This window comes from Roseateles sp. GW821-FHT09G03 (genome assembly GCF_059416045.1).
On record NZ_JBWKOK010000001.1, the window covers coordinates 684,905 to 710,462 of the forward strand.

The 25,558-nt window shown below is 69.4% G+C and carries 21 protein-coding genes and 1 pseudogene; 15 read left to right on the top strand and 7 right to left on the bottom strand.

Annotated features, from left to right (window positions below):
* The first annotated feature begins 2 nt into the window (after positions 1 to 2).
* The 13 genes from AC07OZ_RS03075 (at position 3) to AC07OZ_RS03135 (ending at position 15,823) form a co-directional block, all read left to right on the top strand.
* On the top strand, positions 3 to 446 hold the full coding sequence (locus AC07OZ_RS03075) for a thioredoxin domain-containing protein (protein ID WP_495465682.1): 444 nt from the start codon (positions 3 to 5) through the stop codon (positions 444 to 446).
* Between the two features lie 127 nt (positions 447 to 573).
* On the top strand, positions 574 to 1,548 hold the full coding sequence (locus AC07OZ_RS03080; protein WP_495465683.1) for a beta propeller repeat protein: 975 nt from the start codon (positions 574 to 576) through the stop codon (positions 1,546 to 1,548).
* Positions 1,549 to 1,746: 198 nt separating this feature from the next.
* On the top strand, positions 1,747 to 2,265 hold the full coding sequence (locus AC07OZ_RS03085) for a hypothetical protein (RefSeq protein ID WP_495465684.1): 519 nt from the start codon (positions 1,747 to 1,749) through the stop codon (positions 2,263 to 2,265).
* A 186-nt stretch (positions 2,266 to 2,451) separates the two neighbouring features.
* Positions 2,452 to 4,689 carry a type VI secretion system Vgr family protein gene (locus AC07OZ_RS03090; RefSeq protein WP_495465685.1) on the top strand — a complete coding sequence of 746 codons (2,238 nt, stop codon included), beginning with the start codon at positions 2,452 to 2,454 and terminating at the stop codon, positions 4,687 to 4,689.
* A gap of 1 nt (position 4,690) precedes the next feature.
* Positions 4,691 to 5,380 (top strand): DUF6484 domain-containing protein, encoded by a 690-nt coding sequence (locus tag AC07OZ_RS03095; RefSeq protein ID WP_495465686.1) that lies wholly within the window; start codon positions 4,691 to 4,693, stop codon positions 5,378 to 5,380.
* 22 nt (positions 5,381 to 5,402) lie between these two features.
* Positions 5,403 to 6,476: a DUF2169 family type VI secretion system accessory protein gene (locus AC07OZ_RS03100; protein ID WP_495465687.1), complete on the top strand. Its 1,074-nt coding sequence runs from the start codon at positions 5,403 to 5,405 to the stop codon at positions 6,474 to 6,476.
* Between the two features lies 1 nt (position 6,477).
* Positions 6,478 to 7,596: a beta-ketoacyl synthase N-terminal-like domain-containing protein gene (locus AC07OZ_RS03105; RefSeq protein ID WP_495465688.1), complete on the top strand. Its 1,119-nt coding sequence runs from the start codon at positions 6,478 to 6,480 to the stop codon at positions 7,594 to 7,596.
* Entirely contained in the window at positions 7,593 to 8,894 is a 1,302-nt protein-coding gene (locus tag AC07OZ_RS03110) for a TIGR02270 family protein (protein WP_495465689.1), read from the top strand. Before AC07OZ_RS03105 ends, AC07OZ_RS03110 begins: the two co-directional genes overlap by 4 nt.
* Before the next feature lie 3 nt (positions 8,895 to 8,897).
* Positions 8,898 to 9,908, top strand: a complete 1,011-nt coding sequence (locus AC07OZ_RS03115) for a DUF4150 domain-containing protein (RefSeq protein ID WP_495465690.1) — start codon at positions 8,898 to 8,900, stop codon at positions 9,906 to 9,908.
* 64 nt (positions 9,909 to 9,972) lie between these two features.
* Positions 9,973 to 10,854, top strand: a complete 882-nt coding sequence (locus AC07OZ_RS03120) for a type VI immunity family protein (RefSeq protein ID WP_495465691.1) — start codon at positions 9,973 to 9,975, stop codon at positions 10,852 to 10,854.
* A gap of 99 nt (positions 10,855 to 10,953) precedes the next feature.
* On the top strand, positions 10,954 to 13,749 hold the full coding sequence (locus AC07OZ_RS03125; protein WP_495465692.1) for a protein kinase domain-containing protein: 2,796 nt from the start codon (positions 10,954 to 10,956) through the stop codon (positions 13,747 to 13,749).
* A gap of 104 nt (positions 13,750 to 13,853) precedes the next feature.
* On the top strand, positions 13,854 to 14,906 hold the full coding sequence (locus AC07OZ_RS03130) for a polysaccharide deacetylase family protein (RefSeq protein WP_495465693.1): 1,053 nt from the start codon (positions 13,854 to 13,856) through the stop codon (positions 14,904 to 14,906).
* Positions 14,903 to 15,823, top strand: a complete 921-nt coding sequence (locus tag AC07OZ_RS03135) for a hypothetical protein (RefSeq protein WP_495465694.1) — start codon at positions 14,903 to 14,905, stop codon at positions 15,821 to 15,823. Before AC07OZ_RS03130 ends, AC07OZ_RS03135 begins: the two co-directional genes overlap by 4 nt.
* A 26-nt stretch (positions 15,824 to 15,849) precedes the next feature.
* Here the strand turns inward: AC07OZ_RS03135 and AC07OZ_RS03140 are convergent, their stop codons facing one another.
* Both AC07OZ_RS03140 and AC07OZ_RS03145 read right to left on the bottom strand, forming a co-directional pair.
* Positions 15,850 to 17,196 (bottom strand): F-box protein, encoded by a 1,347-nt coding sequence (locus tag AC07OZ_RS03140; RefSeq protein ID WP_495465695.1) that lies wholly within the window; start codon positions 17,194 to 17,196, stop codon positions 15,850 to 15,852.
* Between the two features lie 81 nt (positions 17,197 to 17,277).
* Positions 17,278 to 17,706, bottom strand: coding sequence for a VOC family protein (locus tag AC07OZ_RS03145; protein WP_483106303.1), 429 nt, complete (start codon positions 17,704 to 17,706; stop codon positions 17,278 to 17,280).
* A gap of 857 nt (positions 17,707 to 18,563) precedes the next feature.
* On the opposite strand from AC07OZ_RS03145, the pseudogene AC07OZ_RS03150 reads away from it, so the two are divergent.
* Positions 18,564 to 18,776, top strand: a pseudogene (locus AC07OZ_RS03150) (hypothetical protein); the annotation flags it as partial.
* Here the strand turns inward: AC07OZ_RS03150 and AC07OZ_RS03155 are convergent.
* The 3 genes from AC07OZ_RS03155 to AC07OZ_RS03165 all read right to left on the bottom strand — a co-directional run bounded on the left by AC07OZ_RS03155 (position 18,713) and on the right by AC07OZ_RS03165 (position 22,184).
* The gene (locus AC07OZ_RS03155; RefSeq protein WP_495465696.1) at positions 18,713 to 19,657 is read right to left on the bottom strand and encodes a TIGR03915 family putative DNA repair protein; all 945 of its coding nucleotides are present in this window, start codon (positions 19,655 to 19,657) and stop codon (positions 18,713 to 18,715) included. The pseudogene AC07OZ_RS03150 and the gene AC07OZ_RS03155 overlap by 64 nt on opposite strands.
* Positions 19,657 to 21,024, bottom strand: coding sequence for a putative DNA modification/repair radical SAM protein (locus tag AC07OZ_RS03160; RefSeq protein WP_495465697.1), 1,368 nt, complete (start codon positions 21,022 to 21,024; stop codon positions 19,657 to 19,659). Before AC07OZ_RS03160 ends, AC07OZ_RS03155 begins: the two co-directional genes overlap by 1 nt.
* Positions 21,025 to 21,125: 101 nt before the next feature.
* On the bottom strand, positions 21,126 to 22,184 hold the full coding sequence (locus AC07OZ_RS03165; RefSeq protein WP_495465698.1) for an NAD(P)-dependent alcohol dehydrogenase: 1,059 nt from the start codon (positions 22,182 to 22,184) through the stop codon (positions 21,126 to 21,128).
* A gap of 151 nt (positions 22,185 to 22,335) precedes the next feature.
* On the opposite strand from AC07OZ_RS03165, the gene AC07OZ_RS03170 reads away from it, so the two are divergent.
* Positions 22,336 to 23,280 (top strand): AraC family transcriptional regulator, encoded by a 945-nt coding sequence (locus AC07OZ_RS03170; protein WP_495465699.1) that lies wholly within the window; start codon positions 22,336 to 22,338, stop codon positions 23,278 to 23,280.
* Here AC07OZ_RS03170 and AC07OZ_RS03175 read toward each other — a convergent pair.
* Positions 23,204 to 24,340: an acyltransferase family protein gene (locus AC07OZ_RS03175; RefSeq protein ID WP_495465700.1), complete on the bottom strand. Its 1,137-nt coding sequence runs from the start codon at positions 24,338 to 24,340 to the stop codon at positions 23,204 to 23,206. The genes AC07OZ_RS03170 and AC07OZ_RS03175 overlap by 77 nt on opposite strands.
* Before the next feature lie 165 nt (positions 24,341 to 24,505).
* Complete coding sequence (locus tag AC07OZ_RS03180; protein WP_495465701.1) at positions 24,506 to 25,549, bottom strand: LysM peptidoglycan-binding domain-containing protein; 1,044 nt, start codon at positions 25,547 to 25,549, stop codon at positions 24,506 to 24,508.
* Between the last annotated feature and the right edge of the window lie 9 nt (positions 25,550 to 25,558).

Consider the following 25,558-nt stretch of genomic DNA (forward strand, 5'->3'; position numbering starts at 1 on the left):
GCATGCCGACATTCGATCCTTGGGACAATGCTCGAGCGCTCGGGCTCCATCTTCAGACGCCTGGGGCAGAGCTGATGATCGTGATCGGCGCTGAGGCCTGGTGTCAAAAGTGCCAGCGCTTGCGCCCAGCCTTCGAAGCGCTATGCAAGGTGGCCATGCCATCTCACGTGGCTTGGCTGTGGCTTGATCTCGAAGAGCACGCGGACTTCCTGTCCGACTTCATTCCCCCCGACCTTCCGCTGCTCTTGAGATGGCGGGACAGCTTCTGCGTGCAGGCCGCAGTGGTCGTGGACATCGACGCTGATGCGCCACCGGCCGACCGCGTTCGACTGAATTCGCTCTTGATCGAGGGCACCCGGTTACGGGATCCGCACCAGGGCGCGTTGATCGAGCTGCCGGGACTCTGGTCGGAATTCGCTTCCGCGTCCTGGGCGGAAGGCTCGTGACCCCAACGTTCTTCGCCGGAGGCTCGGATGAAGAGACAGACCATACGCACAAGGACGAGATCTGATTCAGTCAGTTCAGCATTGACGAACTGAAGCGTTCGCCGCGGGCCGCACAACAGGACGAACGATGAGCGATATCTATCTCTCGAAGGAGATCTGGGAACGCCAATGCAAGGGCTGGTTGATCACCGACTGTGCCGTGCGGTCGGCCACCGTGGTCGCGCTTTGCCTGCGCAAGGAAGTCGACGCGAAGAAGGCGTCCGAGATGTGGGACCACGACATCGAGACCAGAATGCTGGTGATCAATCTCGCCTCGGATGGAAAGAGCGAGACGACCTTCGGCGCGCGAACGCTGGGCGGCTACAGCAAGCCGCGGATCGGTGTGGCCAGCAAGCCGCTCGTGCAGGCCTTGCTCGTCTCGAGGAACAACGACGGGCAAGTCTGTGTGATGGGCGGCGGAGGCAAGTTCCCCGATGAGTTCATCCAGCAAGGCGGCGTACCGATGACGTGGCGCGTCAAGACGATCGGTGGCTATGCGTATTCGGTGGGCGGTCAACGCAAGATCTACAAGCGGACGGAGGTCGGCAAGTGGGAGCGCATCACCGACATGCCACCGGCGGAGCAGATCGGACATGTGGGGTTCCAGGACATGGACGCGTTCGGCGAGTCCGACATGTATGCCGTCGGTGGCCACGGCGACGTCTGGCATTTCGACGGAAAGCGTTGGAAGCAGCAGGGCTTCCCGTCCAACGAGCAACTGGGCACGGTCACCTGCGCGGGTGATGGCAAGGTCTACATCGGCGGCGAGGGCGGCAACTTGTGGGTCGGTCGCGAGAACTCGTGGGAAAAGATCTACGAGGGTGGCTCCAGCCTCCTCTGGAATGACACGGTCTGGTTCGACGGAAAACTCTGGCTGTCGTCCGATTACCAGCTCCGCGTTCTCGTCGACGGCAAGGTCGAGACAGTGACCCACCGCGGAGAACCAGTGGTGGCCCATGGGCACATGGACTGCCGCGAAGGATTGATGGCGGTGGCCAGCCCCCACGCCTTGGAGGTGTTCGACGGCAAGGCCTGGCGAACCATCGTCGGCCCTTATCTCTGATCTTCTACGATTCAGACGCGTACATCCCGCAGGTGGCATGCTGTTCGCAGCTGCTCCTGGCAGGCATGTACGGCGCGGCTGCACGACGGCAAGTCATGGCATCTCCTCTTTGAAGGCCAGTAGACGCTCCCCGCCTGTCCGAACTCAGGATACGCCCGCCCGGCCCGACGCCCCCATTACGGGGTATCGTTCAGCCTCATGACCACCACTCCCATTCCCACGCTCCCCGAGCTCCCCAGCCTCCTGGGCCTAACCGAGCTCGACGCTCCGCTGATCGCCGCGGTCCTCGCGCACACCACGCCCGCCGGGACGCCCGCGCCGACCGAGCTCTCCCAGAAGCGCAAGAAGGAGATCCGCGCCGGCTTCGTGCACCTGAAGGAGGCCGGCGTCGTGCTGTCCTTCTCCCCGCGCGAGACCCACGCGGTCGACTACGGTGAACCCCTCGGCCCCGGCACGCACGTGCTGAGCGCCATCTTCTACTACCCCGAAGGCAGCGAGGAAGTCGATCCCTACAAGGGGAACGGCCCGTTCGCGACCACGCCGGTGGACACCCGCGAGGCCGCCACCGCCGCCTACGGCGAAGCGGTCGACGGCGAGGAGGAAGAGGGCGTCTTCGAGTGGGAACAGTGGGAGGTCGAGGGCCGCGAGCTCACCGTCGACTACGCCGACGACGGCGCCGTGCTGACGATCACCGTCTCGCTGACGCTGCCGATGTAACGGCCACCCCCGTGCGCCGCCGCACCCCGCGGCGCACGCGTCACCCACACCGGTGACACGCGTGGGGCCACCGTATCACCCCTTTACATGGGGTGCCCCCGCGAATGACTTTGGTCGCTTCCTGCGCTCTGCGCACAGGCCTACCGTGAAGGTCCGATTGCTCCGGTCCGTCTTCACGGTCCGCCCATGGCAGCTCCATTCCGCCTCAAGACCGCCCTAGCCGACGACGTCCTGCGTGTGCACGCCTGCGCGTCGCGCGAGGCCTTGAGCGACCTCGGCGAGACCACGCTGACCCTGCTCAGCGAGCGCAAGGACATCCGCGCCTCGGAGCTGCTCGGCAAGTCCGCGACGCTCACCATGGCCCTGCGCGACGACGCGCCGCGCCACCTGGCCGGCTACGTCACCCGCTTCGCGCAGACCGGCTTCGAGGGCAAGCACACCGTCTACCAGATGACGATGCGCCCCTGGCTGTGGCTGCTCACGCGCACCGCCGACTGCCGCATCTTCCAGGAGATGACCGTCCCCGACATCGTCAAGGCGGTCTTCGACGACCACCCGGTCGCGCGCCACGAGTTCAAGCTGATGCGCGCCTACCGGCCCTGGACCTACTGCGTCCAGTACCGCGAGACCGACTTCAACTTCGTCGCCCGGCTGCTCGAGAACGAGGGCATCTACTGGTACTTCACCCACGACGAGTCCGGCCACACGCTGGTGCTGACCGACGCCGCCTCGGCCCATGACTGCGCCCCGGGCTGCGAGACGCTGCCGTTCTACGGCGGCGTGAACAACGCGCCGCCCGAGCTCGAATACGTCGACTCCTGGGTCACGCAGGAGAGCCTCAAGCCCGGCAAGGTCGTCATCACCGACTACGACTTCGAACGGCCCTCGACCTCGCTGGAGACGCAGCTGGACCGCGCCCGCGACTACGACCTGTCCGACGGCGAAGTCTTCGACTACCCCGGCGGCTATGTGCAGGGCAGCGACGGCGCGCAGTATGTCGAGGACCGGTTGGACGAGATCCAGACCGCCTTCGCCCGCTTCGACGGCGACACCAACGCGCAGGGCGTGCGCACCGGCCACCTGCTGTCGCTGAGCCGCCATCCGCGCGACGACCAGAACGCCAAGTACCTCATCACCGGCACGGTCACGCAGATGCGCCAGGCGTCGACGGAATCGGCCTCCGGCGAGTCCGAGCTGCGCTGCCGCTTCAACGCCATCCCCGCCGACCAGCAGTTCCGCCCGGAGCGCCGCACGCCCAAGCCGATGGCGCCCGGTCCGCAGACCGCGATCGTGACCGGTCCGGCGGGCGAAGAGATCTTCACGGACAAGTACGGACGCATCAAGGTGCAGTTCCACTGGGACCGCCGCGGCCAGCGCAACGAGACCAGCTCGTGCTGGATCCGCGTCTCGCAGCCCTGGGCCGGCAAGGGCTGGGGCGGCGTGTCCATCCCGCGCATCGGGCAGGAGGTCGTGGTCGACTTCGTCGAGGGCGACCCCGACCAGCCGCTCATCACCGGCCGCGTCTACAACGCCGAGCAGATGCCCCCGTACGGCCTGCCGGCCGCCGCCGTCATCAGCGGCATGAAGTCCAAGACCCACAAGGGCGCGGGCTACAACGAGATGTCGATGGACGACACCGCCGGCAAGGAGATGATCACCATCCACGGCCAGTTCGACATGGCCACGACGATCGAGCACGACCAGACCTCCACCATCCACAACAACCGCACCGACACGGTGGACGTGGACGACTCGGAGACCGTCGGCAACAACCAGACCCAGACGGTGGGCGTGAACCAGACGATCAGCGTCGGCTCGAACCGCTCCAAGACGGTCGGCGCCAACGAGACCACGTCCGTCGGCGCCAGCCGCACCGAGACCGTCGGCGCGGCCGAGACCATCACCATCGGCGCGCATCGCACCGAGACCGTCGGCGGCGGCGAGACGGTGACGATCAATGCCGGCCAGACGGTGACGGTCAACGGGATCCGCAGCCACACCGTCAACGGCGCGCAGACCACCACCGTGTCGCTGGCCGAGGCCCATACCGTCGGCGCCGCGCGCATGCACACGGTCGGCGCGGCGGAAGCGATCAACGTCGGCGGCGCGCAGATGGTGTCCATCGGCGGGCTGCAGCGGGTCAACGTCGGAGCGCTGCAGAGCATCGGCGTGGGCGGACCGCACAAGCTGTCGGCCGCCAGCATCGGCCAGACCGCCAAGAGCACCTACAAGACCAAGGCCGGCGCCAGCGCGACCATCGAGGCGCCGACCATCACCCTCAAGGCCGGCGGCAGCAAGATCGTGATGGACTCGAGCGGGATCACGATCTCCGCCGCCAAGATCACCGTCAAGGCCAGCGGCACGGTCGGCATCAAGGGCAGCGGCGGCGTGACCGTCAAGGGCGCCAAGATCGGAGAGAACTGACATGGCCGAGCAAGCAGGCAACGCGGGGCCTCTCGGCGCCGCCCCCAGTCCCCATCGCCGTCGCGGCGATCCGACCCGTGCGGCCGTCGCCGCCGCCGAGCACCTGATGGACCGCGTGCGGCTCGTCGACGCCGGCGTGCTGGTCGGCATGTTCTGCGGCTTCGACGCGCAGGGCCGCTTCCTGGTCCGCATGGCCAAGGGCCTGCCGCCCGTCGTCGCGATGTCCGTCGTCGGACTGAAGGTCGAGGACGAGGGCGACGAGGTCATCGTCTCGCTCGAGCGCGGCGATCCGTCGCGCCCGGTCATCCTGGGCCGCGCGATGCGGCACGCGGAGCCCGAGGCGCCTCGACGCGGCGCCCGTCCGGACCATCCTTCGCATGAACTCGAACTGGAGGCTCGCGTGGCCGCGCCGGACGCCGTGCCCGAGGCCATGCCCGAGACCGAACGCGGGCTCGAGCCCGAAGCGCTGCCCGACGGGGCGCCCGGCCCCGCGCTGACGCGACGGGGTCAGACCGTGACGGTCGACGGCGAACGCGTGGTGCTCAACGGCGCGAAGCAGGTCGAGCTGCGCTGCGGCGAGGCCAGCATCGTGCTGACCGCCGCCGGCAAGATCCTGATCCGGGGCACCTATGTGCTGAGCCGCTCCAGCGGCGCGAACCGCATCAAGGGTGCGTTCGTCGACATCAACTGACGGCGTCACCGTCGGGATCCCCATGTGGCAACTGCAGAACCGCACGCCGTTCGCCGCCGAGCGCGGCTGGGTGCGCGATCGCGACGGCACCGAGATCTGGCTGGTGGCGGTGAAGGCGAGCTTCACGCTGCAGCCGGACGGCACGGCGCGCGTGGCCGAGACGCAGCCCGAGGTGCTGCGCGGACCGGCGCATCGCGGTGACGCGGCGTCGACCAGCCTGGCGGCGGACGCGGATCTGGTCCGCACCAAGACCGCGACCGACGTGATCGTCGATGGTCAGGCGCACGCGCCCGGCGGCACGCCGGTGACGGAGCTCGACGTCGGCGTGGCCGTGGGCGGTCGCGCGAAGGTGCTCAAGGTCTTCGGCGACCGCGTCTGGCAAGGCCGGAGCATCGGCCGGCCGGCGCCGTTCACGGCGATGCCCATCGTGTGGGAGCGCGCCTTCGGCGGCGTCGATCCCCAGGCCGATCCCGCGGCCTGGGACGAGCGCAATCCGCTGGGGCAGGGCTACGCCGTCGACGGCGATCACGTCGACGGCCGGCCGCTGCCCAACATCGAAGACCCGGATCACCTGATCCGCGGCTGGAAGGACCGGCCGGTGCCGGTCGGCCTCGGCGCGTTGTGCAGCCACTGGACGGAGCGCCGCCGCTTCGCCGGCACCTACGACGAACGCTGGCAACGCGAGCGCCTGCCGCTGCTGCCCGACGACTTCGACGATCGCCACTACCAGTGCGCGCCGCCGGACCAGCAGCACGCGGGCTTCCTGCGAGGCGGCGAGCCGGTCGCGCTGCTGAACCTGTCCCCGGGCGGCGGCCAGCTGCGCTTCGCGCTGCCGCGCGTGTTCCTCGGCCTGGAGACCTTCTTCAACGACGGCCACCGCGAGCAGCATGCGCCGCCGAAGCTGCACACCGTGATCCTCGTGCCGGACGAGCGCCGGGTCTCGCTGGTCTTCCACAGCGCGCTGCCGTGCCACCCGCGCGTCCTCAAGCTGGAGCGCACGCGGATCTGGCTCAAGCAGGACCTGCGCGACGGCGTGCTGGGCGCGCCGGAGCCTGACGACACCGTCGCGGCGGACCGTCGGGCGGAGGCGGCCTGAGATGCGCCAAGAACCGGCTGTTCCGTCATCGTCGGCCCCGCCGGCGTTGCGCGTCCTGGCGATCGGCGCCTTCACGCCGGTGGGCGGCGACGCGCGCTCGACCGCCGCAGCGGTGCGTGCCGGCCTGTGCGGCTTCAGCGAGCATGCCTACATGATCGACACCGCCGGCGAGCCGATGCGCGTGGCGCAGGTGGCCGGCGTCGATGCCGATCTGCGCGGCGCGGAGCGTCTGGTCGCGCTGCTCGCGCCGGCATTGACCGAAGCCCTGGCGGAGATCCTCGCGCCAGCGGGACCTGCGTCGGCGCGGGAGGCGCGTGACGGCCGCATTGGCGTGGCCATCGCGTGGCCGCCGGCTCGTCCGGGCGGACCCGAGGACGCGGCCGGCTCGACGGATGCCGTGCGCGCGCTGTGCCGCGACCGTCTCGGCGCGCGGCTCGGCCCGTTCCAGCTCTTCGCCAGCGGCCATGCGGGCGGTTTCGAGGCGCTCGACCAAGCACGCGCGTGGCTGCGTGCCGGCCAGGTCGACGCGGTCGTCGTCGCGGGCGTGGACTCCTACCTGGCGCCGGAAACGCTCGAATGGCTCGAGGCCGAAGAGCAGCTGCACGGCGCGGGTCCGTTGAACAACGCCTGGGGCTTCATCCCCGGCGAAGCGGCCGGCGCGCTGCTGCTGGCCCGCGCGGGAGACGTCGGGTCGGGCGGAGGGTGGGCCGATGTGCTCGCGGTCGGTCTCGGCCGCGAATCGAAGTTGAACAAGAGCGGCGAGGTTTGCATCGGCGAAGGCCTGACGCAGGCGCTGCGCCGCGCGCTGGATGAAATGCCCGCGGGAGGGGTGATCGACAACGTGGTCTGCGACATGAACGGAGAGGCGTACCGCGCCGATGAATACGGCTTCAGCGGGCTGCGCGTGCGCGACCGGTTGCGGGACCCGACCGACTTCCTCGCGCCGGCGGACTGCTGGGGCGACGTGGGCGCGGCGGGCTTGCCGCTGCATCTGCTGCTGGCGGCTTCCGCCTGCCGCAAGGGGCATGCGAAGGGACCGCTGACGCTGCTGTGGGGCAGCTCGGACGGCGGCGGGCGCGGCGCGGCGGTGATCCGCGCCGACGTGACGGAGCGGGCATGACGATGGACAACGCCCGCTACGAGGCCGGTCTGCCCGCGCCGGTGACCACCGACCAGATCGAGACCTACCGCGACGAGGCCGCGTTCCTGTGGACGCAGCGGCGCGACGCGCTCGACGCGCCGCATTACTCGCCGCAGCAGTTCGCCGATCTGGACGAGCAGCTGGCCGCGCAGATCGACGGGCTGGTCGAGGCCGGCGACGAGGCCTGGCCGCCGTGCCAGGCCGCGCTGGTCAACGACTGCGCGGAGGATTTCTTCGTCGCCGGGGTGCTGGCGCTCAACGGGCGTCCGGACGATTGGCTGCCGCTGGTGCGGCGCGCCCGGGAAGCGCCCGAGGCGGCGCCAGGTCTTGCCTCGGCGCTGGGCTGGGTCGGCGCCAACGAGGCGCTGAAGGCCGAGGCGCTGATGCCGGCCGACGATTCGCTGAGCCGGCGGCTGACGCTGGAGGCCTATGGCGCGCACCGGCTGGACGCGGGCGAGCGCTGGTCGGTGTCGATGCGCTCGACCAACGCGGGCGAACGCGCGCGGGCGCTGCGGCTGGCGGGCGAACTCGGGCGCGTCGAGGGGCTGGAGCCGGTGCTCGAGCTGATCGGCGACGAGAAGAGCGAGCCGCGCTACTGGGCCTTGTGGTCCGGCGTGCTGCTGGGCGATCGGGGCAAGGCGCTGGCCGCGCTGACCGGCGCCGCGCTGCGGCCGGGCACGCGTCAGATGGACGCGTTCCGGCTGGCGGTGCTGTCGCTGCCGGTGCAGGAGGGCCACCGTCTGCTGGTGGAGGCGGAAACGATGGCCGGCGCGGCGCGGCTGCGCATCATCGGCGCGGGGCTCTCGGGCCAGTTGCGTTACGTGCCGTGGCTGATCGACCAGATGACCCGGCCCGCGTCGGCGCGCATCGCGCTGGAGGCCTTCTGCCTGATCGCCGGCGCCGACGTGAACACCGACGGCCTGGAGGCGCCGCCGCCGGAGGACTTCGAGGAAGGCCCCAACGAGGATCCGGAGGACGACGACGTCGAGGTGCCGGTGGATGTTGCGCTGCCGTGGCCGCACGTCGAGCAGGTGCGGGCCTGGTGGCTGGCGCACCAGTCGCGGCTGCCGGCCTTGTCGCCGGACGGCCGGCTCTTCCTCGGCCAGCCGCTGAGCGAGGTGCACTGCCTGCGCGTGCTGCACGGCGGACGGCAGCGGGCGAGGGCGCTCGCGGCGCTGCACCTGTGCCTGCTGCGGCCGGGCACGCCGCTGTTCCCGGTGGATGCGCCGGCGTGGCGGCAGCAGCGGCTGCTGCAACGGCTGGGCGGGGGGGACTGAGACATGCCGGTCACCATCAAGGTCAACGGCACCGTCAACTCGCTGGTGCACAAGTTCAGCAACGGCATCAGCGTCGCCACCATCCCCGACGTCTGCAAGACACCGAGCCCCGGCGGCCCGGTGCCGATCCCCTATCCCAACATCGCCCAGTCGGTGACGCTGTCCGACGGGACGACCACCGTCAAGGGCGACAAGACGATGGCCGCCATCAAGGGCTCGAAGTTCGCGATGTCCAATGGCGACAACGCGGGCACGCTCGGCGGTGTCAAATCCAGTACCTTCATGAAGGAGGCGACCTGGATCCTGTATTCGTTCGACGTCAACCTGAATGGGAAGGGCGCCGCGCGGTTGACGGACAAGATGTTCCACAACCACGAGAACGCGGCCAATCTGGCCGGCGTCGTGCAGCAGGCGTTGATGGACGCGGGTCTGACGGAGGCCGAAGCCAACGCGATCTGCCAGGCGCTGTGCGAGACGCAGGCCGAGTACGACAAGGGCAAGCTGCGCGGATCCGGCCGTGCGTCCAAGGACTTCGAGGACCGCCTGAACAAGCTGAAGCAGGAGGGCAAGCTCGGGGACGGAGTCTCGCCGGAACAGCCCTACTTCATGCCCACCGATCTGAAGAAACCGCCCGTGCCCATCGAGCCGATGATGGAAGGCAACGTGCTGGACAAGCTGGTCAACTCGCTGCTCTCACTCAACGGCTCGCACCCGCCGATCGAGCTGAATGCCGCCGGTGAGCCTTCCCGCAAGTTCATCCGTCAGGTGTGCTCGCTGTTCAAGGAGCACCCCTGGCAGAAGACAGTGCGTTTTCCAGACCTGGTCATCGACCGCGCCGGCAAGCGGCAGATCTTCGACGCCAAGTTCAGTTACGAGAAGATCCTCGGTCCCGGCAAGCGCGACAAGTTCACCGACGACCAGATCTCCGCGTATCGTCGGATCTCGAAGCCGCCCGGCCAGGATCCCACGCCCATGACGCCCGAGGACTGCGGATGCCAGGGCTATACCAAGTAGACGACAGAGAGACCATAGAAACGGCGACGCCGCGAGCGGCGCCGGCGACAGGACAATCGACCCGATGAACCCACAGGAAGAGACGATCGTTTTCAAAGATGGCGATGAAGTGCTGGCGTTGCGCACGCTGGGCGCCACCTTGTTCTTCGACACCGGTCCCGCGGCGGAGGGCGTGCTGCCGGCCTTGCTCGCTAGCCTGGAGCGGGTGCTGCCGCAGGCACGCTGGGTGCGTGCAGGCAGCGCGCGCCGCAATCAGGCCGTGTCGGCGACGACGGCGCAGAAGCTGCGGACGCTGGCGGAGGATGCCGCGCGACAGCGCGCGGACCTGTCCATCGTGATCGACTCAGGGGAAGTCGGGGACGGCGTCGGCCCGTGGGCGCTCAAGTACTCGTGTTCCCCGAGCTACGACGGCCAGATCGTCGGCTACCTGCAGTTCCATATGCCGGTCACCGAACCGGCCCAGCGCCTTCGGGACTGGGTCGCGGATGCCGTCGGTCGATCGGGTTTCCTGCACGGCTATGGGGGGCTGGCGCTCAACTTCGACCACAACGACATCAACCGCGCGCGCGGCAAGGCGCTCCACGCCCATGTGATGCGGCACGCCGGCGTGTCGCTGAGCGACCTGATCGCCGAGAAGGAGAACCTGCAGACCGAGCTCAAGGGCGCGCAATGGCTGACCTACGTCGGCGACGCGCTGCTGGCACGGGACCCGGACGCGGCCCGGACGCTTTCGGGCCACCCGGGCGCCGCGCGCATCGGTGCCGGGCTGCTGGTCCAGGCCGCTGCCGAGCCCCTGGAGGGAGACATGAACCGCGAGGCGGACCTGAGCCCCTATCGACGCGTGAACGGGCTGCTCACGCCGTGGCTGGTGGACAACCTCTTTCCGTTGCCGGGTTTCCCGGACGAAGAGGCGACACGCGAATGGCTGCACCGCCTGCGGCCCTGATCTGCCACAGGCGCGTCGTGACTTTCGTTCATTGCCCCCGATCCCCGTGACAGGGACGATGCGCATTGGGCGGCGATCCTCGCCGCGGCGAGGCGTTCGATGTCACGAAAAGAAGGCAATCCCCGCTCGGCCAAGCCGGGCAACGCGCCGGCGGCGGCCGACGATTCCACGTTCGATCCGGACGCGACACGCATCGTGCCGGCCGGCGCGCCGCTCGACCGCATGCCCCCGGACACCGCCGCCAATCGCGCCGTGCCCGCCCGGGCCCCGGAACCCGCCCCCGAGCCGCCCCACGACGACGGCCCCGAGACCGTCCAGCACGAGCGCGAGATCAGCTTCATCGATCCGACGTTCCCCGACACCTTCTCGATGCGCGCCGGCCGCAAACCGGCCGACATCCCCGTCGATACCGACCACACCGTCATCGCGCCCGCCCCGCTGCTGACCCCGCGCGCACCCGCCGAGAAACCCGTTCCGCCGACGCCTGCCGCTGAATCCATCGTTCCCGCCGAAACCGCTTCCGTGACATCTGCTCCCACGCCTCCGGCGCCCGCCCAGCCCGTGACCCCTCCCGCGCCGGTCGAGCCGCCCGCCGCAGCCGCCAAGACGTTCGCGGACATCGAGCCCACGGGCAATGAAACGGTGATCGTTTCCGCGGCGGCACTGCCACCCACCGCCAAGGCCACGCCGCCGGCTACGCCCTCGGCGTCCTCGACGCCTACGACGCCGGCCGCCTCCCTCCCGCCGACCGCGGCGACTGGCAACGAGACCGTGATTGCTCCGGCCGCGAAGCCGGTCGTTTCGAAGCCACCCGCTGTCGAGTCTGCCGCCAAGCCTCCCGTTGCGCCTCCGGTTCCCGAGGTGACGCCGCCTGCCGCGCCGGTCGCACCGCCAGTGGCGCCGCCCGTGGCATCGGTGCCTCCCGCGTTCATCGCGCCCGTGGCCGATGCCGAGGAATCCGAATTCGGCGCCTCCGAATTCGCCGAGACCGTGCTCGATCCCGATGCGGCGGCCGCGGTGGCGGCGCTGCGCGCGATGCCGCCGGAGCCCGACCGTCGCCCCTCCACCGGCACGCTGCCGGGCGGCACGCTCGCCGCGAAGGTCGCGAGCAACGAGGCCCCCGTGCGCCAGGTCGGCCGCTTCCAGGTGCTGGACCGCATCGGCCGCGGCGGCATGGCCAGCGTGTTCAAGGCCCACGATCCGAGCATCGGCCGCGACGTGGCGATCAAGTTCCTGCACGCCTCGCTGTGCGAGGACGAGGAATACCACGCCCGCTTCCTGCGCGAGGCGCGCGCCTCCGGCAGCCTCTCGCACCCCAACATCGTCACCGTGCACGACGTGGGCGAGGTCGACGGCCGGCCCTACATGGCCATGGAGCTGCTCGACGGCGAGCCGCTGGCCGACCTGCTCGAACCCGGCACGCCGCTGCCCATCCGCGACACCGTCGTGATGGCCATCCAGCTGGCGCGCGCGCTCGACTACGCGCACAAGCGCGGCATCGTCCACCGCGACATCAAGCCCGGCAACATCGCCCGCGTGCGCGGCACGCTCGACATCAAGGTGATGGACTTCGGCATCGCCCACATGGAGTCGACCAAGGGGGAGCAGCGCACCCGCGTCGGCGACGTGCTCGGCACGCCGCAATATATGGCCCCCGAACAGATGAACGGCGAGAAGATCGACGGGCGCTCGGACCTGTTCTCGGTCGGCATCGTGCTGTACCAGATGCTCACCGGCGTGCGCCCGTTCACCGGCGACAGCGTGGTGAGCCTGGCGCTCAAGATCGCCAAGGACGACCCGACGCCGCTGAACAAGCTGCGACCGGAGATCCCCGCGTCGCTGCGGCGCGTCGTCGACCGCTGCATGGCCAAGGCGCCGGACAACCGCTTCCAGACCGGCGCGGAGCTGGCCGATGCGCTGGTCAAGGTGCTGGGCGAGATCGACGAGGAGGCGCGCAACAAGGGCCGCTCCAAGCTGATCCCGCTGCGCGTGAAGTGGGCCGCGATGATGGCCGGCATCGTCGCCATCGTGATGGCCGTGAGCGGCTCCATCATCAGCCAGCGCCAGAACGCGGCGCTGATGCAGCAGGTGGCCGACTACGGCACCGCGCTGTCGCGCTTCATCGCCGCGCAGAACGCCACCGCGGCGCTCGGCGAGGACTGGGTCTCCGTCGATGTCTCGCTGCAGGAGATCATGAAGACGGGCGACTTCGAGAGCGTCACCGTCATCGACCGCGCCGGTGTGGTCGCGGCGTCCAGCCTGCCCGACACCGTCGGCAAGCCGTATCAGGCGCCGCCGGGCGAGACGCTGGGCGAGCAGGGCGCCGTCAAGCGCACGCGGTATCACGCGGCGGGCGGCGCGGCGATCCTGGGCTTCGATTCGCCGATCACCTTCCAGGACAAGACCGTGGGGCGCGTCGCGCTGGGCCTGCCGGAACGCCCGCTGGAAAGCGTCGCGCGGCTGTCGCGCACGCTGATGGCGGTGCTCGCGGTGACGACGGTGCTGGCGGTCGCGATCGCGATGTTCTTCGTCGCCAACTGGTTCTCGCGGCCCATCAAGCTGGTCGTGGAAGCGCTGGACGAGATCGGCCGCGGCCGCGTCGACTTCCGCATCCGTGAACAGCGCAAGGATGAATTCGGCCTGCTCTATGCCGCCTTCGACCGCATGGCGCAGGCGCTGCAGGACAAGCAGGCGCTGGCGGCCTCCGCCGCCAAGGCCGAGGCGCCGACGACGATCGGGCGCAAGTCCGGCGCGCTGGCCGCAGCGAGACAGCAGGCCGCTGAGTCCGCTCAGTCCGCTCAGCCCGATCCCAAGGCGCCGGTTTCCGCCGCGCCTGCGGACGAGCAGACGCAGCCCGCGCCGCCGGTGCCACCGTCGACGCCGGGAGCCGCCTGATGTCCGTGTTGCAAGGATTCATGGCCAGCGGTACTTCGCCGGCCGCTGGCCCTCACCCCCGCCCTCTCCCGCAAGCGGGAGAGGGAGTCCCACCGCGTCGTCCGATGCTTGGCGGCGCTGTCATCGTTGCGGTGGCTGCGATGCTCGCGCTGACCGGTTGCGTCACGACACCGACCGCGATGCCGCCGCTCAACGAGCCTGCGCCCGTGAAGGCGCCGACGACCGCGACCAACGGCGAGATCGTCGCGCGCAGCGACCGCCTGCTGATCTACGTGCCGGTGGCCGGTGAATCGCTGCGCGGCATCGCCGGCCGGCTGCTCGGCAGCGAGGACCGCGACTGGCAGATCAGCGAGGCCAACGCCGGCGCCACCAAGGCCGAGCCGGGCCAGCCGCTGATCGTGCCGCTCAAGCCGATGAACCCCGTCGGTGTGCACGCCGGCGCCTTCCAGACCGTGCCCATCCTCTGCTACCACCGGCTCGGCACGGTGGGCGGCAAGATGGCCGTGTCGCAGGGCAACTTCGCGGCGCAGATGGAATGGCTCGCGAAGAACGACTACCGCGTCGTCAAGCTGTCGCAGCTCGCGGGCTACCTCGACGGCAAGGAGCCGCTGCCGCCCAAGGCCGTGGTGATCACCTTCGACGACGGCTACGAGTCGGTCTACAAGCTCGCCTTCCCGGTGCTGCGCAAGCTCGGCCTGCCGGCGACGATGTTCGTCTACACCGACTTCGTCGGCGCGGGCGGCGACGCGGTGAGCTGGCCGCAGTTGGCGGAGATGCAGGCCTCGGGGCTGATGGACATCCAGTCGCATTCGAAGTCGCACCGCAACCTGATCGAACGCACCACCGGCGAGAACGAGGAGCGCTACAAGCGCAACCTCGACACCGAGACCGCCGGCCCGCGCGACCTGATCGAGCAGAAGCTCGGCACGGCCGGCCAGGTCCGCCATTACGCCTATCCCTACGGCGACGCCAACGAGCTGGTGCTGGACGCGTTGACGCGCCAGAAGTACACGCTGGCGGTGACCGTCAACCCCGGCGGCAACGCCTTCTATGCGCAGCCGCTGATGCTGCGCCGCACGATGATCTTCGGCGACCACGACCTCGAGGCCTTCAAGGCCCGGCTGCAGACCAGCCGACGCATCGGGCAGACCCCATGAGGGCGGCCGTTGCACTGGCCCTGGTGATGGCCGCCGCGCTGGCGGCCTGTACCGGCGGTCCCGGCGCCTTGCGCAACCCGGAAGGGACCGCGGGCGCGCCGCCGTCGGCGTTCGAGCAGGCGCAGGTCCAGCGCGCGCAGGAGCTGACGAAGGACGGCCAGCTGGCCGACGCCGCGTGGACCTGGGAGGCGCTGACCGTCCTGCGCCCGGACAACGCCGGCTACCGCGACAGCCTGGCCGCGACGCGGCAGCAGATCGACAGCGGCGTGAGCGAGCGCCTGGACAAGGCCAAGGCCGCGCACAAGCGGGGCGACCTCGACGGCGCGACCACGCAGTACCTCGCGGCGTTGTCGCTGCAGCCGGACAACGAGGCGGCGGCCGACGCGCTGCGCGCGCTCGAGAAGGAACGCAACCAGAAGAGCTACCTCGGCAAGCCGGCGCGCGTGACGCTGCGCAAGGCCGCGCCGCCGCCGGTCGCGGCGAAACCGGCGCCGCCCGCGAAGGCGCAGGCGGCGACCTCGGGCGCGCCGGCGAAGGAGTCAGCCCAGTCCCAGGCCGCGGCCGCCGGTCCGGACCGCAACGAGCTGGAGCACATCGCGATGCTGGCCGCGCAGGGCGAGGTCGACGAGCCGATCCGTCTGCTGGAGAAACGCGCGCCGCTGGACCGCAACGATCCGTCGGCGAAGCGCCTGCTGGCCGACCTCTACGTGCGCAAGGCCGAGAAGCTCGCGGCGATCGACAAGTCCGGCGCGATCATGGTGCTGCAGAAGTGCCTGCGCGTGGACCCGAAGAACGCGCGCGCGACGGCGATGATGCGGCAGCTGATCGACGAATCAGCCGCAAAGACGGCGTCGCCTGCGCCCGCGCAGACACCCGCCGCGGCGGCGACGGCGAAGAACAAGGTGGACAAGAAGTGAGCACGTGAAAGTGCCCGGCGGATGGCTCAGATCCTTGGTACGGAGGACGTTCTGCCTAACTTGACCTCGTGCTCCAGAAACTCGGCTGGGCCTGGTGCGCGGTAGGACAAATCACTCATCGCTACGAAGTAGGTCCCTGGAAATCCGTCGAGCCATCCGGGAGATGTCTTTCCTTCCTCCATGGCGTCCGCGATCTGTGAGAGCTCGAGGCCATGTTCGCGGGTCATCTGTTCCACGGTCTTCTTGCCCGTTCTGACCTCGTCGCCTGGTGCGCCTCTCATCGCCACGCCCATCAGCGCCAACTGGTAGGGCACGGATCGAATGCCATGGTGTCGCGCCAGGGCTGCCACGTTTTCTCCTGCCAAGGCTTTTTCACCGGCAGCGCCGGTGCAGGCGAGGCGTTCCAGCTCCATGCGTCCGCTCTCGGTGTCAATGCCATGCTTCTGGGCGATGGCATCGATGTTCTGCCCACGGACGACGGCTTCCCCGGCGACACCGTCGACCGCGCACAGCACAAGGCCACCTCGATCGGCGGCGCGGAAGTTGACCCCTTCGAAGCATCGATTCACAGCCGCGTCCACAGGTTCGCCCTGGCGGACAGCGCGACGGGTTTGCTGCAAACGGGCCATGTAGAGCGCGGGATCCTGCACCCCTCGAAAACGATTCAGGTGCGGCGATGAGGATTTCAGCGGTTGCTGGTGGCCAGGAATTTGATAGCGCTTCAGGAGCGCCGCACTGTCTTCGCCTGCATCGAGTGCTGCCTGGATGGGACCGTGGCTGACGGCCAGCCGGACCAAGTCATCGGTGTTGCGAATTCCAAAGCAGATCGCGATGTCAAGGATCGGCTCACCAGCAATGACGGCACTGGCGGCCGAACCGTGGATCGCCAGGACACTCAACTGACTGACCAGGCGTTCAGGCAACCCGGCCGTGTCCCTCAGAACTGCTGCCGCGGCCAGCTTGCGTTCAGCCTCGGTCAATCGATCAAGGCGGGCACATAGCGCCTGGAGCGGCGCGGCCTGATCCTCGCGCGGAAGACGTCGGATGAGAAACAGCAGCGACCGGAAGTCGTCCAGCCCGGACGTCCATGAGAAGCGCTCGATGTCTTGTCGGAGCGTCTGCTGCCTCTTCAAATACTGCCGGTCGACGATGTTTCCCATGCGCGTGTTCATGCACGCCAGGGCCTGCAACGATCGCGTCGGCACGTGCTCGGCAATCTGCTCCAGCAGTTCGGGCGGCAGGTCGTCCAGTCCGCGATCCTGCTGGGCCTCCATCTCGTCGGAAGGCGGTTCGTCCTCGATGGGCTCTGAGGAACCGAGCTCAAATCGTTTTAAGTCCGATGGCGGCAGCATGGTGACGTTCGTTGAAGCCATGCGCTTTAGCGGTAGGTCGAGCGACAGCCATCCAGACGCAGGCGATGCTTTGTGCTCCTGGATGACCAGAAGTTCGAGCGCTCAGAACGTCACCTTCACCGACGCCGCGCTGCGCGTGGCCTCGCCGTGGAAGACGGCTTCGATGTTGTTGCCGTCCGGGTCGAGCACGAACGCCGCGTAGTAGCCCGGGTGGTAGGGACGCTCGCCGGGCGCGCCGTTGTCGGTGCCGCCGTTGGCCAGCGCGGTCTTGTGGAAGGCGTCGACGGCCGCGCGGTCCTTGGCCTGGAAGGCCAGGTGATGACGACCGGTCAGGTGCCCTTGCGCGGCCTGGCTGTCCGCGGTCGACACGAACAGCTCGTCGGCCCAGAAGTAGTCGTCGCCGGAGCCGCCGATCGGCACGCCCAGCGGGGGCAGGATCGCCTCGTAGAACTTCCGGCTGGCGGGCAGATCCCGCACGACGAGCTGAAGGTGGTCGATGAGGCGTCCGCGATGCAGTTCCTGCGTTTCCATGGGGATCTCCTTGAAATCATGGAAGGGGTGTCATCCCGAAAGGGACGGGGCAAGCGGCGTTCTTATCCGGACGCGGCGGCCGTGCCGTTCGTTTTTCCTGCGGCGCCGTTCGGCGCCCCCGGAGTCCGGGACAGCACAGCGCCGCCATGGGCGCCTCGATTGCTCGCGTCGGTTCTCTCGTGCTTCGCACGTCTTTCGCAGGCAGTTCCCTCATGAAACCGCTTTTCCTTGCCGCACTCTTGTGGGCCGTCGCGCCCCAGGCGCAGGCGCAATTCAATCCGCCCGCCGGGCCGGAACAGACCATCGACGTGCACGCCGGCCAGGCGACCGACAGCCGGTCCAACCATGGCACCCCGGGATGGCTGAACGCCTCGGCGACCGAGAACGGCATCGATGCGTCCGGCAATGCCTTCCGCTCGGCCGCGTCGGCCTCGACCCGGCTGGGCCCGGGCTATCTGTCGGGCAGCCTCGCCACGAGCGTCGCGGGCAGCGGCACCTCGTCGACCTCGATGAGCGCGTACCAGACCGACGCGCTCACCTTCACCCGCAAGGACGGCAGCTTCGACCCGGAACTGATCGTCCACTACAACATCGTGATCGCGGGCGGCACGTCGGCTTCGATGACGCCGGGCACGGGCGGCGGGACGCCGGCGGGATCGCTGGACTGGACCTTCGTCCACCAGCTCGACGGCTTCTACACGACCAGTTGGGACAGCACGACGACGCTGGCGCATGACGGCAGCGTCAGCACGGCCAGTCACTGGAACGTCGGCGACATCGGCAACGTGTACGCGGTCTACAGCTTCTCCGCGGCGATCTCCGCGGGGCACGCGACAGCCATGGACTTCTACCTGGAGATGAACAGCCTCCTGAACGCCGCGGGGCCGTCGGCGACGGCCGCCCTGGCCGCGAATGCGCCGACGATCTACTGGGGCGGCATCTCGCAGGTCAGCGACTGGAGGGGCAACCTCGTCGACTACGCGGTGTCCTCGGCGTCGGGCTTCAACTACGCGCTGTCGGCGGTGCCGTCGCCCGTGCCGGAGCCGTCGACCTGGGCGATGCTGATCGCCGGGGTCGCAGCGCTGGCGTTGCGCGGGCGTTCGATCTCGCGGATGCGGCGCGGCGGGGTCGGTCCGGCTTCCAGCATCGTCTGAACGCGGCCTTCGGCCTGCGCGACCAGCGGCTCGATCAAGGCCGCCTCCGGCAGGTTCGCCCAGTAGCGGCGCGGCATCTCGCGTTCCATCATCGCGACCTTCAGCCGCGCGGGATTGAAGATGCTGCGGTAGTAGGTCAGCCAGAGCTCGGCGCCTGCGTCCTGCGGCGGCGCGTCCTCGCGCCGCCCGCCGGGGCCGACCTGCAGCGACGCGTCGTCCCAGGACACCGAGCACCGTGGCGACAGGATCGCCCATCGCAGGTTGGCGAAGCGCCGGGCGAAGAACGGCGCGGCGGCCTCGAGTGTGTGGTGCGTCGGCTCGAACCAGGCGACGAGGCGCTCGCCATCGGCATCCTCGACGGGCACGAAGCGGACGAACGCATGCGTCTTGTGAATCTCGTGCCGGACCTCGCGTTCGAGGCGCTCCGCGCGACGGCGGTCCGCGTCCAGCGTGTCGCGCCAGTAGCCGGGCTCGGTCTTCAGGCGGAAGAACATCCGGTAGAGCAGCGTGAACCGCTGAGGCTCGGCGTGGAGGAGGGCGGTGCGACACAGCGACAGGAAGGTCGCGGGAACGGTGAACGCGGCCGGCGAGGTCCCTGCGGCTGGCGCGTCCTGCTCAAACGGTCGCTCCGCGAGGGCGGGTCCGTTCTCGTGAGCGTCCTCGCCCCATAGGCCGCCCGCCTCGTGGCCCGTGTTCCAGACGACATCGTCGGGCGCGATGCCGAGCGCCATCAGCCGCTTCGCCGCCTGGCGGAAACCATCGAGATCGATGGGACCGTCGAGCTGAACGCGGACCATCAGAACAGACCCATCTGCGTCGGCATGGCCATCGCGAGCGCAGTTGTCGGGCTCGTCGGGCTCGTCGGGCTTGTCGGGCTTGTCGGGCCTGTGGCACTCGACGTCGCTGCAGCACCTGTTGGCGCTACAGAACGCGCGGCCAGGAACGTCGGGGCCGACAGCATGGCACCGGGTCTGTGGCCATCGACGATGACGAACGGCAGCACCTTGCGCGCGGGCACCTTCATCTGCTTCAAGTCTTCAGCGCGCAGACGGCGGACGCGGCGCGCCACGAGCAGCTTGTCGACCGAGCCGACGCCGAGTCCCGGCACGCGCAGCAGCATCTCGCGCGGCGCCAGGTTGAGGTCGACCGGGAAGCGCTCCGGATGCGCGAGCGCCCAGGCGTGCTTGGGATCGACGTCGAGCCGCAGCAGGCCGGTGCCGTCGTCGACGATCTCCTCGTGATCAAAGCCGTAGAAGCGCATCAGCCAGTCGGCCTGGTAGAGCCGATGCTCGCGCACCAGCGGCGGCGCCTTCAACGGCAGCGCCCGCGCCGCATCGGGGATGGGGCTGAAGGCCGAGTAGTAGACGCGCCGCATCCGGAAGCGCCCATACAACGCGGCGCTGCTGCGCAGGATGCTGCGATCGTCGCTGGCATCGGCGCCGACGATCATCTGCGTGCTCTGGCCTGCGGGCGCGAAGCGCGGCGGACGGGCAGGACGCGCGGCGGCACCCGGCAGCACGCGGATCGGTGCCTCGGCCACGGCCTGGTGCGCCGCCTTCGCCTCGTCGATGTGCAGCCGCAGCCGGCCCATCGACCGATGGATGGCGGCGGTGTCCTTCTCAGGGGCCAGGTCCTTCAGGCTGTCGTCGGTCGGCAGCTCGACATTGATGCTGAGCCGGTCGGCATACCGGCCCGCGCGACGCAGCAGTTCCTCGCTGGCATCGGGGATCGTCTTCAGATGGATGTAGCCGCGAAAGTCGTGCTCCTCGCGCAGCACCTGGGCGACGCGCACGACCTGCTCCATCGTGAAGTCCGGGCTCTTGATGATGCCGCTGCTGAGGAAGAGGCCCTCGATGGTGTTGCGCCGGTAGAAGTCCAGCGTCAGGGCCACGACCTCCTCGACGCTGAACTTCGCGCGGGCCACGTTGCTCGACGACCGGTTCACGCAGTACAGGCAGTCGTACTGGCAATGGTTGGTCAGCAGGATCTTCAGCAGCGAGATGCAGCGCCCGTCGGGCGCATAGCTGTGGCAGATGCCCATGCCCTCGGTCGAGCCGATGCCGGTCCCGCCGCGGGAGTCGCGCTGGTCCGTGCCGCTGGAGGCGCAGGACGCGTCGTACTTGGCGGCGTCCGCCAGGATGGCGAGCTTGCGGGAGAGGTCCATGGCATGGGGGATACGGCTAATACTGTATGAATATACAGCCATTGGCGCCACCTCTCCGCCCTTCTGTGGTCCTGGCATTCCTCCGCCGGCGGGGACCCGGCTCAAGCGCGCGCCAGCGACGCCATGTCGATCACGAACCGGTAGCGGACGTCGCCCCGTTCCATGCGATGGAAGGCCTCGTTGATGGCGTCGATGGCGATCAGCTCGCAGTCGGGAAGGATGTTCTTCCGGGCGCAGAAGTCGAGCATCTCCTGCGTCTGCGCGATGCCGCCGGCCGGCGAGCCGGTGATGCGGCGGCGGCCGATGATCAGGGGCAGCGAACTGAAGCCCTCCATGGCGCCGAGATTGCCGACGATCACCAGCACGCCCTCGACGTCGAGCAGACCCAGGTACGGGGACAGGTCATGCCGCACGGGAATCGTGTCGATGAGCAGGTCGAAGCTGGACGCCGCCGTGGCCATGGCCTCGGCGGAGGTGGACACGAGGACGCGATCCGCGCCCAGCGCGTGCGCCTCGGCAGCCTTGGCTTCGGAGCGGGTGAGCACGGTCACCGTCGCGCCGAGTCCCACCGCCAGCCTGACGGCCAGATGGCCGAGGCCGCCAACGCCGATCACGCCGACACGGCTTCCAGGTCCGACATTCCACTGGCGCAGCGGCGAATAGACCGTGATGCCCGCGCAGAGCAGCGGACCGGCGCGCGAGGCATCCAGTCCGGCAGGCAGCCTGAGCACGAACTCCTCGCGCACGACCAGGTGCTTCGAATAGCCGCCGAAGGTCGTCGTGCCGTCCACCCGGTCCTGTCCGTTGTAGGTGACCGTGGGGAACTCGCGGCAGAGCTGCTCCTCGCCGCGATGGCACTGGTCGCAGTGCTGGCAGCTGTCGACGATGGTGCCGACGGCCACCCTGTCGCCGACCGCGTGACGCGTCACGCCGGGGCCCACGGCGACGACGCGCCCGATGACCTCATGGCCAGGGACGCAGGGGTAGCGCGTCGGCCCCCATTCCTTCCAGTCGTCGCGGGTCTGGTGCAGGTCGGAGTGGCAGACCCCGCAGTAGAGGACCTCGAGGGCGACGTCGTTGGCGCGAAGCGCGCGGCGTTCGAAAGGGAAGGGCGCCAGCGGGCTGTGCGCGTTCTGCGCGGCGTATCCGATCGTGTGCATGGGTGGTCCGTTCATGGAGCAATGGAATGCCCGCATCGTCCGGTCGCGCGCCCCGATGCCGTTAGCTCGATCCTTCCTCGCTCTTGCCCGTTTCTCTCGCTCGGCCGGCGAGCGCTTGCCCCGCGACGGACCGGGCGGCACGATGCCGGCCATGTCGCTCCCGAATCTTTCCCCGCTTGCGCAGCGGCCACTCCCTGACGACGCGCAGGCGGACGCGCGTTCGCGTCTGGCGCAGCGCATCCTGCGCAGCCTGCCCCATGCGGGCGATGTCGACGATGGTGTTCCCGGCTTGTCCTTCCACCGCCGCGATGCCTTCTGTCCGCCGGTGTCGGTGCTTTATGAACCCAGCCTGTCGCTGGTGGTCCAGGGGCGCAAGCAGGTCGTGCTGGGCGCGCAGACCTTCGAGTACGGCGCGGGCCGCTTCATGCTGACCTCGGTCGACCTGCCGACCATCGCGCAGGTGCTGGACGGCAGCGAGCTCCAGCCCTTCCTGTCGATCATGCTGCGGCTGGACCTGGCGGTCGTGCGGGACGTCGCGGCGGAGATCGACCTCCATGGGATTCCCGTCGAGCCCGCCGGCCCTGGCATGACGATCGGGACCGTGACGGCGCCGCTGCTCGACGCGATCGCCCGTCTGAGCGAACTCGCGGATCGGCCGAGAGACATCCCCGTCCTCGGCGGCCTGGTGCTCAAGGAGATCCTCTATCACCTGCTGCTGGGTCCGTCGGGTGTCCATCTCCGGCAGATCGCGGTGCGGGACTCGCAGTCCAGCCGCATCGCGGACGTCATCGCCTGGCTGCGCGAGCACCACGCGCAATCCGTTCGCGTCGAGGATCTGGCCGAGCGCGCGGCGATGGGCGTCTCGACGCTGCATCGCCATTTCCAGGCGATGACCCGCCTGAGCCCGCTGCAGTATCAGAAGCAGATCCGGCTGCACGAAGCCCGCCGCCTGCTGTTGACCGAATCCATCGACGCCAGCACCGCGGCGTATCGGGTGGGTTATGAAAGCGCGACCCAGTTCAACCGGGAGTACCGGCGCCTGTTCGGCGAGCCGCCGATGCGGGACGTTTCACGATTGAAAGGGCGCGGGTCATGACGCGTTCCACCATCGTCGCCAGGACCACGCAGATCGCGACGGCGGGCAGGTAGACGATGAAGGTCCAGGTCTGTGCCTCTCCCCAGGTCGTCCGGTACAGCGTCACCGTCGCCAGCACCACGAACATGTGGGTCAGGTAGAGCTCGTAGCTGAGGCGGCCCATGCGCGCGAGCCAGCGCAGGCCGTTGCGCGGGGAGGGCGCCTGGGCCCGGAAGGCGATCAGCATCGCGGCGGTGCCCAGGCACAGGCCGTACATCCCGCTCTTGAACAGGTGGCGGTGGACGAGGTCGCCCCAGCCGACCACCAGCAGCACGCAGAAGCCGCCGAAGAGCGCGAGCGCACGCGCATCACGCGGGCCCGGCCGCCAACGCTGGGCAACGAGGGCGGCCAGCACGCCCCAGGCGATGGCGGACATGCCGGGCAGGTAGGCCTTCTCCCACCAGACCTCGTTGCTGACGGGCACCAGCGACCGCAACGGCAGCAGGCTCAGCGCCAGCACGGCGAGCGCGACGACGAGCAGCCGGCGCGGCAGCGCCAGGCACAGCAGCGGGAAGCCGACGTAGAAGACCTCCTCGATCGAGAGCGACCACAACACGTCCCACGCGGCCGGGGCCCAGCCGGTCCGGCCCTCATACCAGTTGAAGGTGAAGCTGAGCGCGGAGCCCAGCAGGCCGATCAGCGACTGCTTGGCCGACGGCGCGAAATCCGGGACGCCGAGCGCGGCGAGCAGCGTCAGCACGGTCAGCACGACCAGCAGCAGCGGCACGATGCGACGCGCGCGCGCCAGGTAGAAGGCGCGAAGATCGACGCGCCGGAGATCGCCATGGCGTTCGAGGAGTCGCGTCGTGATCAGGAAGCCCGAGATCACGAAGAACATGAAGACGGCTTCGTAGCCGTTGAAGCTGACGGCATCGATCAGGCGCTTGGGCACCCAGGGACCGAGCAGGCTGGGCGCCAGCGGCAGCCGGAACGGCAGCGCCAGGTGATGCACGACCACCAGCAGGATGGCCACGCCGCGCAGGCAGTCGATGGCGAAGTTGCGCGGGGTGCGGGCGTCCATGAAGGCATGCGGTGTGGCGGGGCGGCGATCGTAGCCGGGCCGGGAGGAGCCGGTGTTGCTGGCAGGCGGTTACGCGCGTTACCACGCCGGGATGTCAGGCCACAAAAGCGAAGAGGCGCCGGAGCGCCTCTTTCGCATGCGGTCACGAGGGACCGGTCGGACCGGTCACTTCAGCTGATCTGCCTTGGCCTTCAGCGTGGCGGCCTTCTGGCGTTCCAGCTTGGCCAGCTCGTTGTCCGGATCGAGTTGCAGGACGTTGTCCCAGCCCTTGATGGCGCCGGCCAGGTCCTGCTTCGCGAACGCGGTGCGCGCAGCCAGCGTGGCCTTGGCGATCTGCTTCTTGCGCACGGCCTCGATCTTGGCGCCGGCGCCCGGCTGGTCGGCGGCCTCGGCGCGGCGGTATTCCTCCAGTGCCTTGTCGAAGCGGCCCGCGCGTTCGTGCGCATCACCGGCGCGCATCGCCTTCTCGCCGGGCGTGAGTTCCGGCGGGGGCGGCGGCGCGGGCGGAGCGGCCGGCGCCGGGGCAGCCGCCACGGTCGTCGTGGCCGGCGGCGTCGGGGCCTGCGCGGCGGCAGCGGCGGCCGCTGCAGCGGTCGCCTTCGGATCCGGCTTGGCCGACGGACGCGGGTACAGCGGACCCGCCGGCGGCTTGCCGGGGATGCGCAGCACCTGGCCGCCCGACACCTGGCGCGGCACGCGGATGTCGTTGTAGCGGGCCAGGATGTAGAACGAGTAGATGTCGCCCATGAAGCGGCCCGCGATCCGCGACAGCGTGTCGCTGGACTGCACCGTGTAGGCGAAGGATTCGCGACCCAGCTGCGCCACCGGATCGGCCGTGATCTGCCGCATCAGGTTGTTGGCCAGCTTGTTGGCCGGATCCAGCTGCAGCGCGCGCTGCAGTTCGTTGCGGGCCTGGTCTTCCTGGCCGGCCTCCAGCAGTTCGATCGCCTGCATGGCGGTCTTCTGCGACAGCGCCTGCTCGGCCGCGGTCGGCGGCACGGGTTCAGGCGGAGGCGGGGGCGGCGGCGGTGCCGTCACCACCGGTTCGACCGGTGGAGGCGGCGGTGGCGCGGGCGTGACGCAGGCCGCGAGCGCCAGGCTCAGCAGCAGGGCCGTACCGGCGGCAAGGGGGGAATGACCACGACCCCGCGCCGCTTGCGCGGTCGGGGTCAGGGAAATCGGGGCATCGGAACGGAAGGTGGTCGACATCGGCATCAC

Coding starts and splice junctions, on each gene's coding strand:
- AC07OZ_RS03160 (WP_495465697.1), bottom strand. CDS start 21,024: ATGGACCTCTCCCGCAAGCTCGCCATCCTGGCGGACGCCGCCAAGTAC.
- AC07OZ_RS03155 (WP_495465696.1), bottom strand. CDS start 19,657: ATGGTCCGCGTTCAGCTCGACGGTCCCATCGATCTCGATGGTTTCCGC.
- AC07OZ_RS03120 (WP_495465691.1), top strand. CDS start 9,973: ATGAACCCACAGGAAGAGACGATCGTTTTCAAAGATGGCGATGAAGTG.
- AC07OZ_RS03180 (WP_495465701.1), bottom strand. CDS start 25,549: ATGTCGACCACCTTCCGTTCCGATGCCCCGATTTCCCTGACCCCGACC.
- AC07OZ_RS03085 (WP_495465684.1), top strand. CDS start 1,747: ATGACCACCACTCCCATTCCCACGCTCCCCGAGCTCCCCAGCCTCCTG.
- AC07OZ_RS03145 (WP_483106303.1), bottom strand. CDS start 17,706: ATGGAAACGCAGGAACTGCATCGCGGACGCCTCATCGACCACCTTCAG.
- AC07OZ_RS03110 (WP_495465689.1), top strand. CDS start 7,593: ATGACGATGGACAACGCCCGCTACGAGGCCGGTCTGCCCGCGCCGGTG.
- AC07OZ_RS03175 (WP_495465700.1), bottom strand. CDS start 24,340: ATGGACGCCCGCACCCCGCGCAACTTCGCCATCGACTGCCTGCGCGGC.
- AC07OZ_RS03140 (WP_495465695.1), bottom strand. CDS start 17,196: ATGGCTTCAACGAACGTCACCATGCTGCCGCCATCGGACTTAAAACGA.
- AC07OZ_RS03100 (WP_495465687.1), top strand. CDS start 5,403: ATGTGGCAACTGCAGAACCGCACGCCGTTCGCCGCCGAGCGCGGCTGG.
- AC07OZ_RS03115 (WP_495465690.1), top strand. CDS start 8,898: ATGCCGGTCACCATCAAGGTCAACGGCACCGTCAACTCGCTGGTGCAC.
- AC07OZ_RS03075 (WP_495465682.1), top strand. CDS start 3: ATGCCGACATTCGATCCTTGGGACAATGCTCGAGCGCTCGGGCTCCAT.
- AC07OZ_RS03080 (WP_495465683.1), top strand. CDS start 574: ATGAGCGATATCTATCTCTCGAAGGAGATCTGGGAACGCCAATGCAAG.
- AC07OZ_RS03095 (WP_495465686.1), top strand. CDS start 4,691: ATGGCCGAGCAAGCAGGCAACGCGGGGCCTCTCGGCGCCGCCCCCAGT.
- AC07OZ_RS03125 (WP_495465692.1), top strand. CDS start 10,954: ATGTCACGAAAAGAAGGCAATCCCCGCTCGGCCAAGCCGGGCAACGCG.
- AC07OZ_RS03165 (WP_495465698.1), bottom strand. CDS start 22,184: ATGCACACGATCGGATACGCCGCGCAGAACGCGCACAGCCCGCTGGCG.
- AC07OZ_RS03170 (WP_495465699.1), top strand. CDS start 22,336: ATGTCGCTCCCGAATCTTTCCCCGCTTGCGCAGCGGCCACTCCCTGAC.
- AC07OZ_RS03090 (WP_495465685.1), top strand. CDS start 2,452: ATGGCAGCTCCATTCCGCCTCAAGACCGCCCTAGCCGACGACGTCCTG.
- AC07OZ_RS03135 (WP_495465694.1), top strand. CDS start 14,903: ATGAGGGCGGCCGTTGCACTGGCCCTGGTGATGGCCGCCGCGCTGGCG.
- AC07OZ_RS03130 (WP_495465693.1), top strand. CDS start 13,854: ATGCTTGGCGGCGCTGTCATCGTTGCGGTGGCTGCGATGCTCGCGCTG.
- AC07OZ_RS03105 (WP_495465688.1), top strand. CDS start 6,478: ATGCGCCAAGAACCGGCTGTTCCGTCATCGTCGGCCCCGCCGGCGTTG.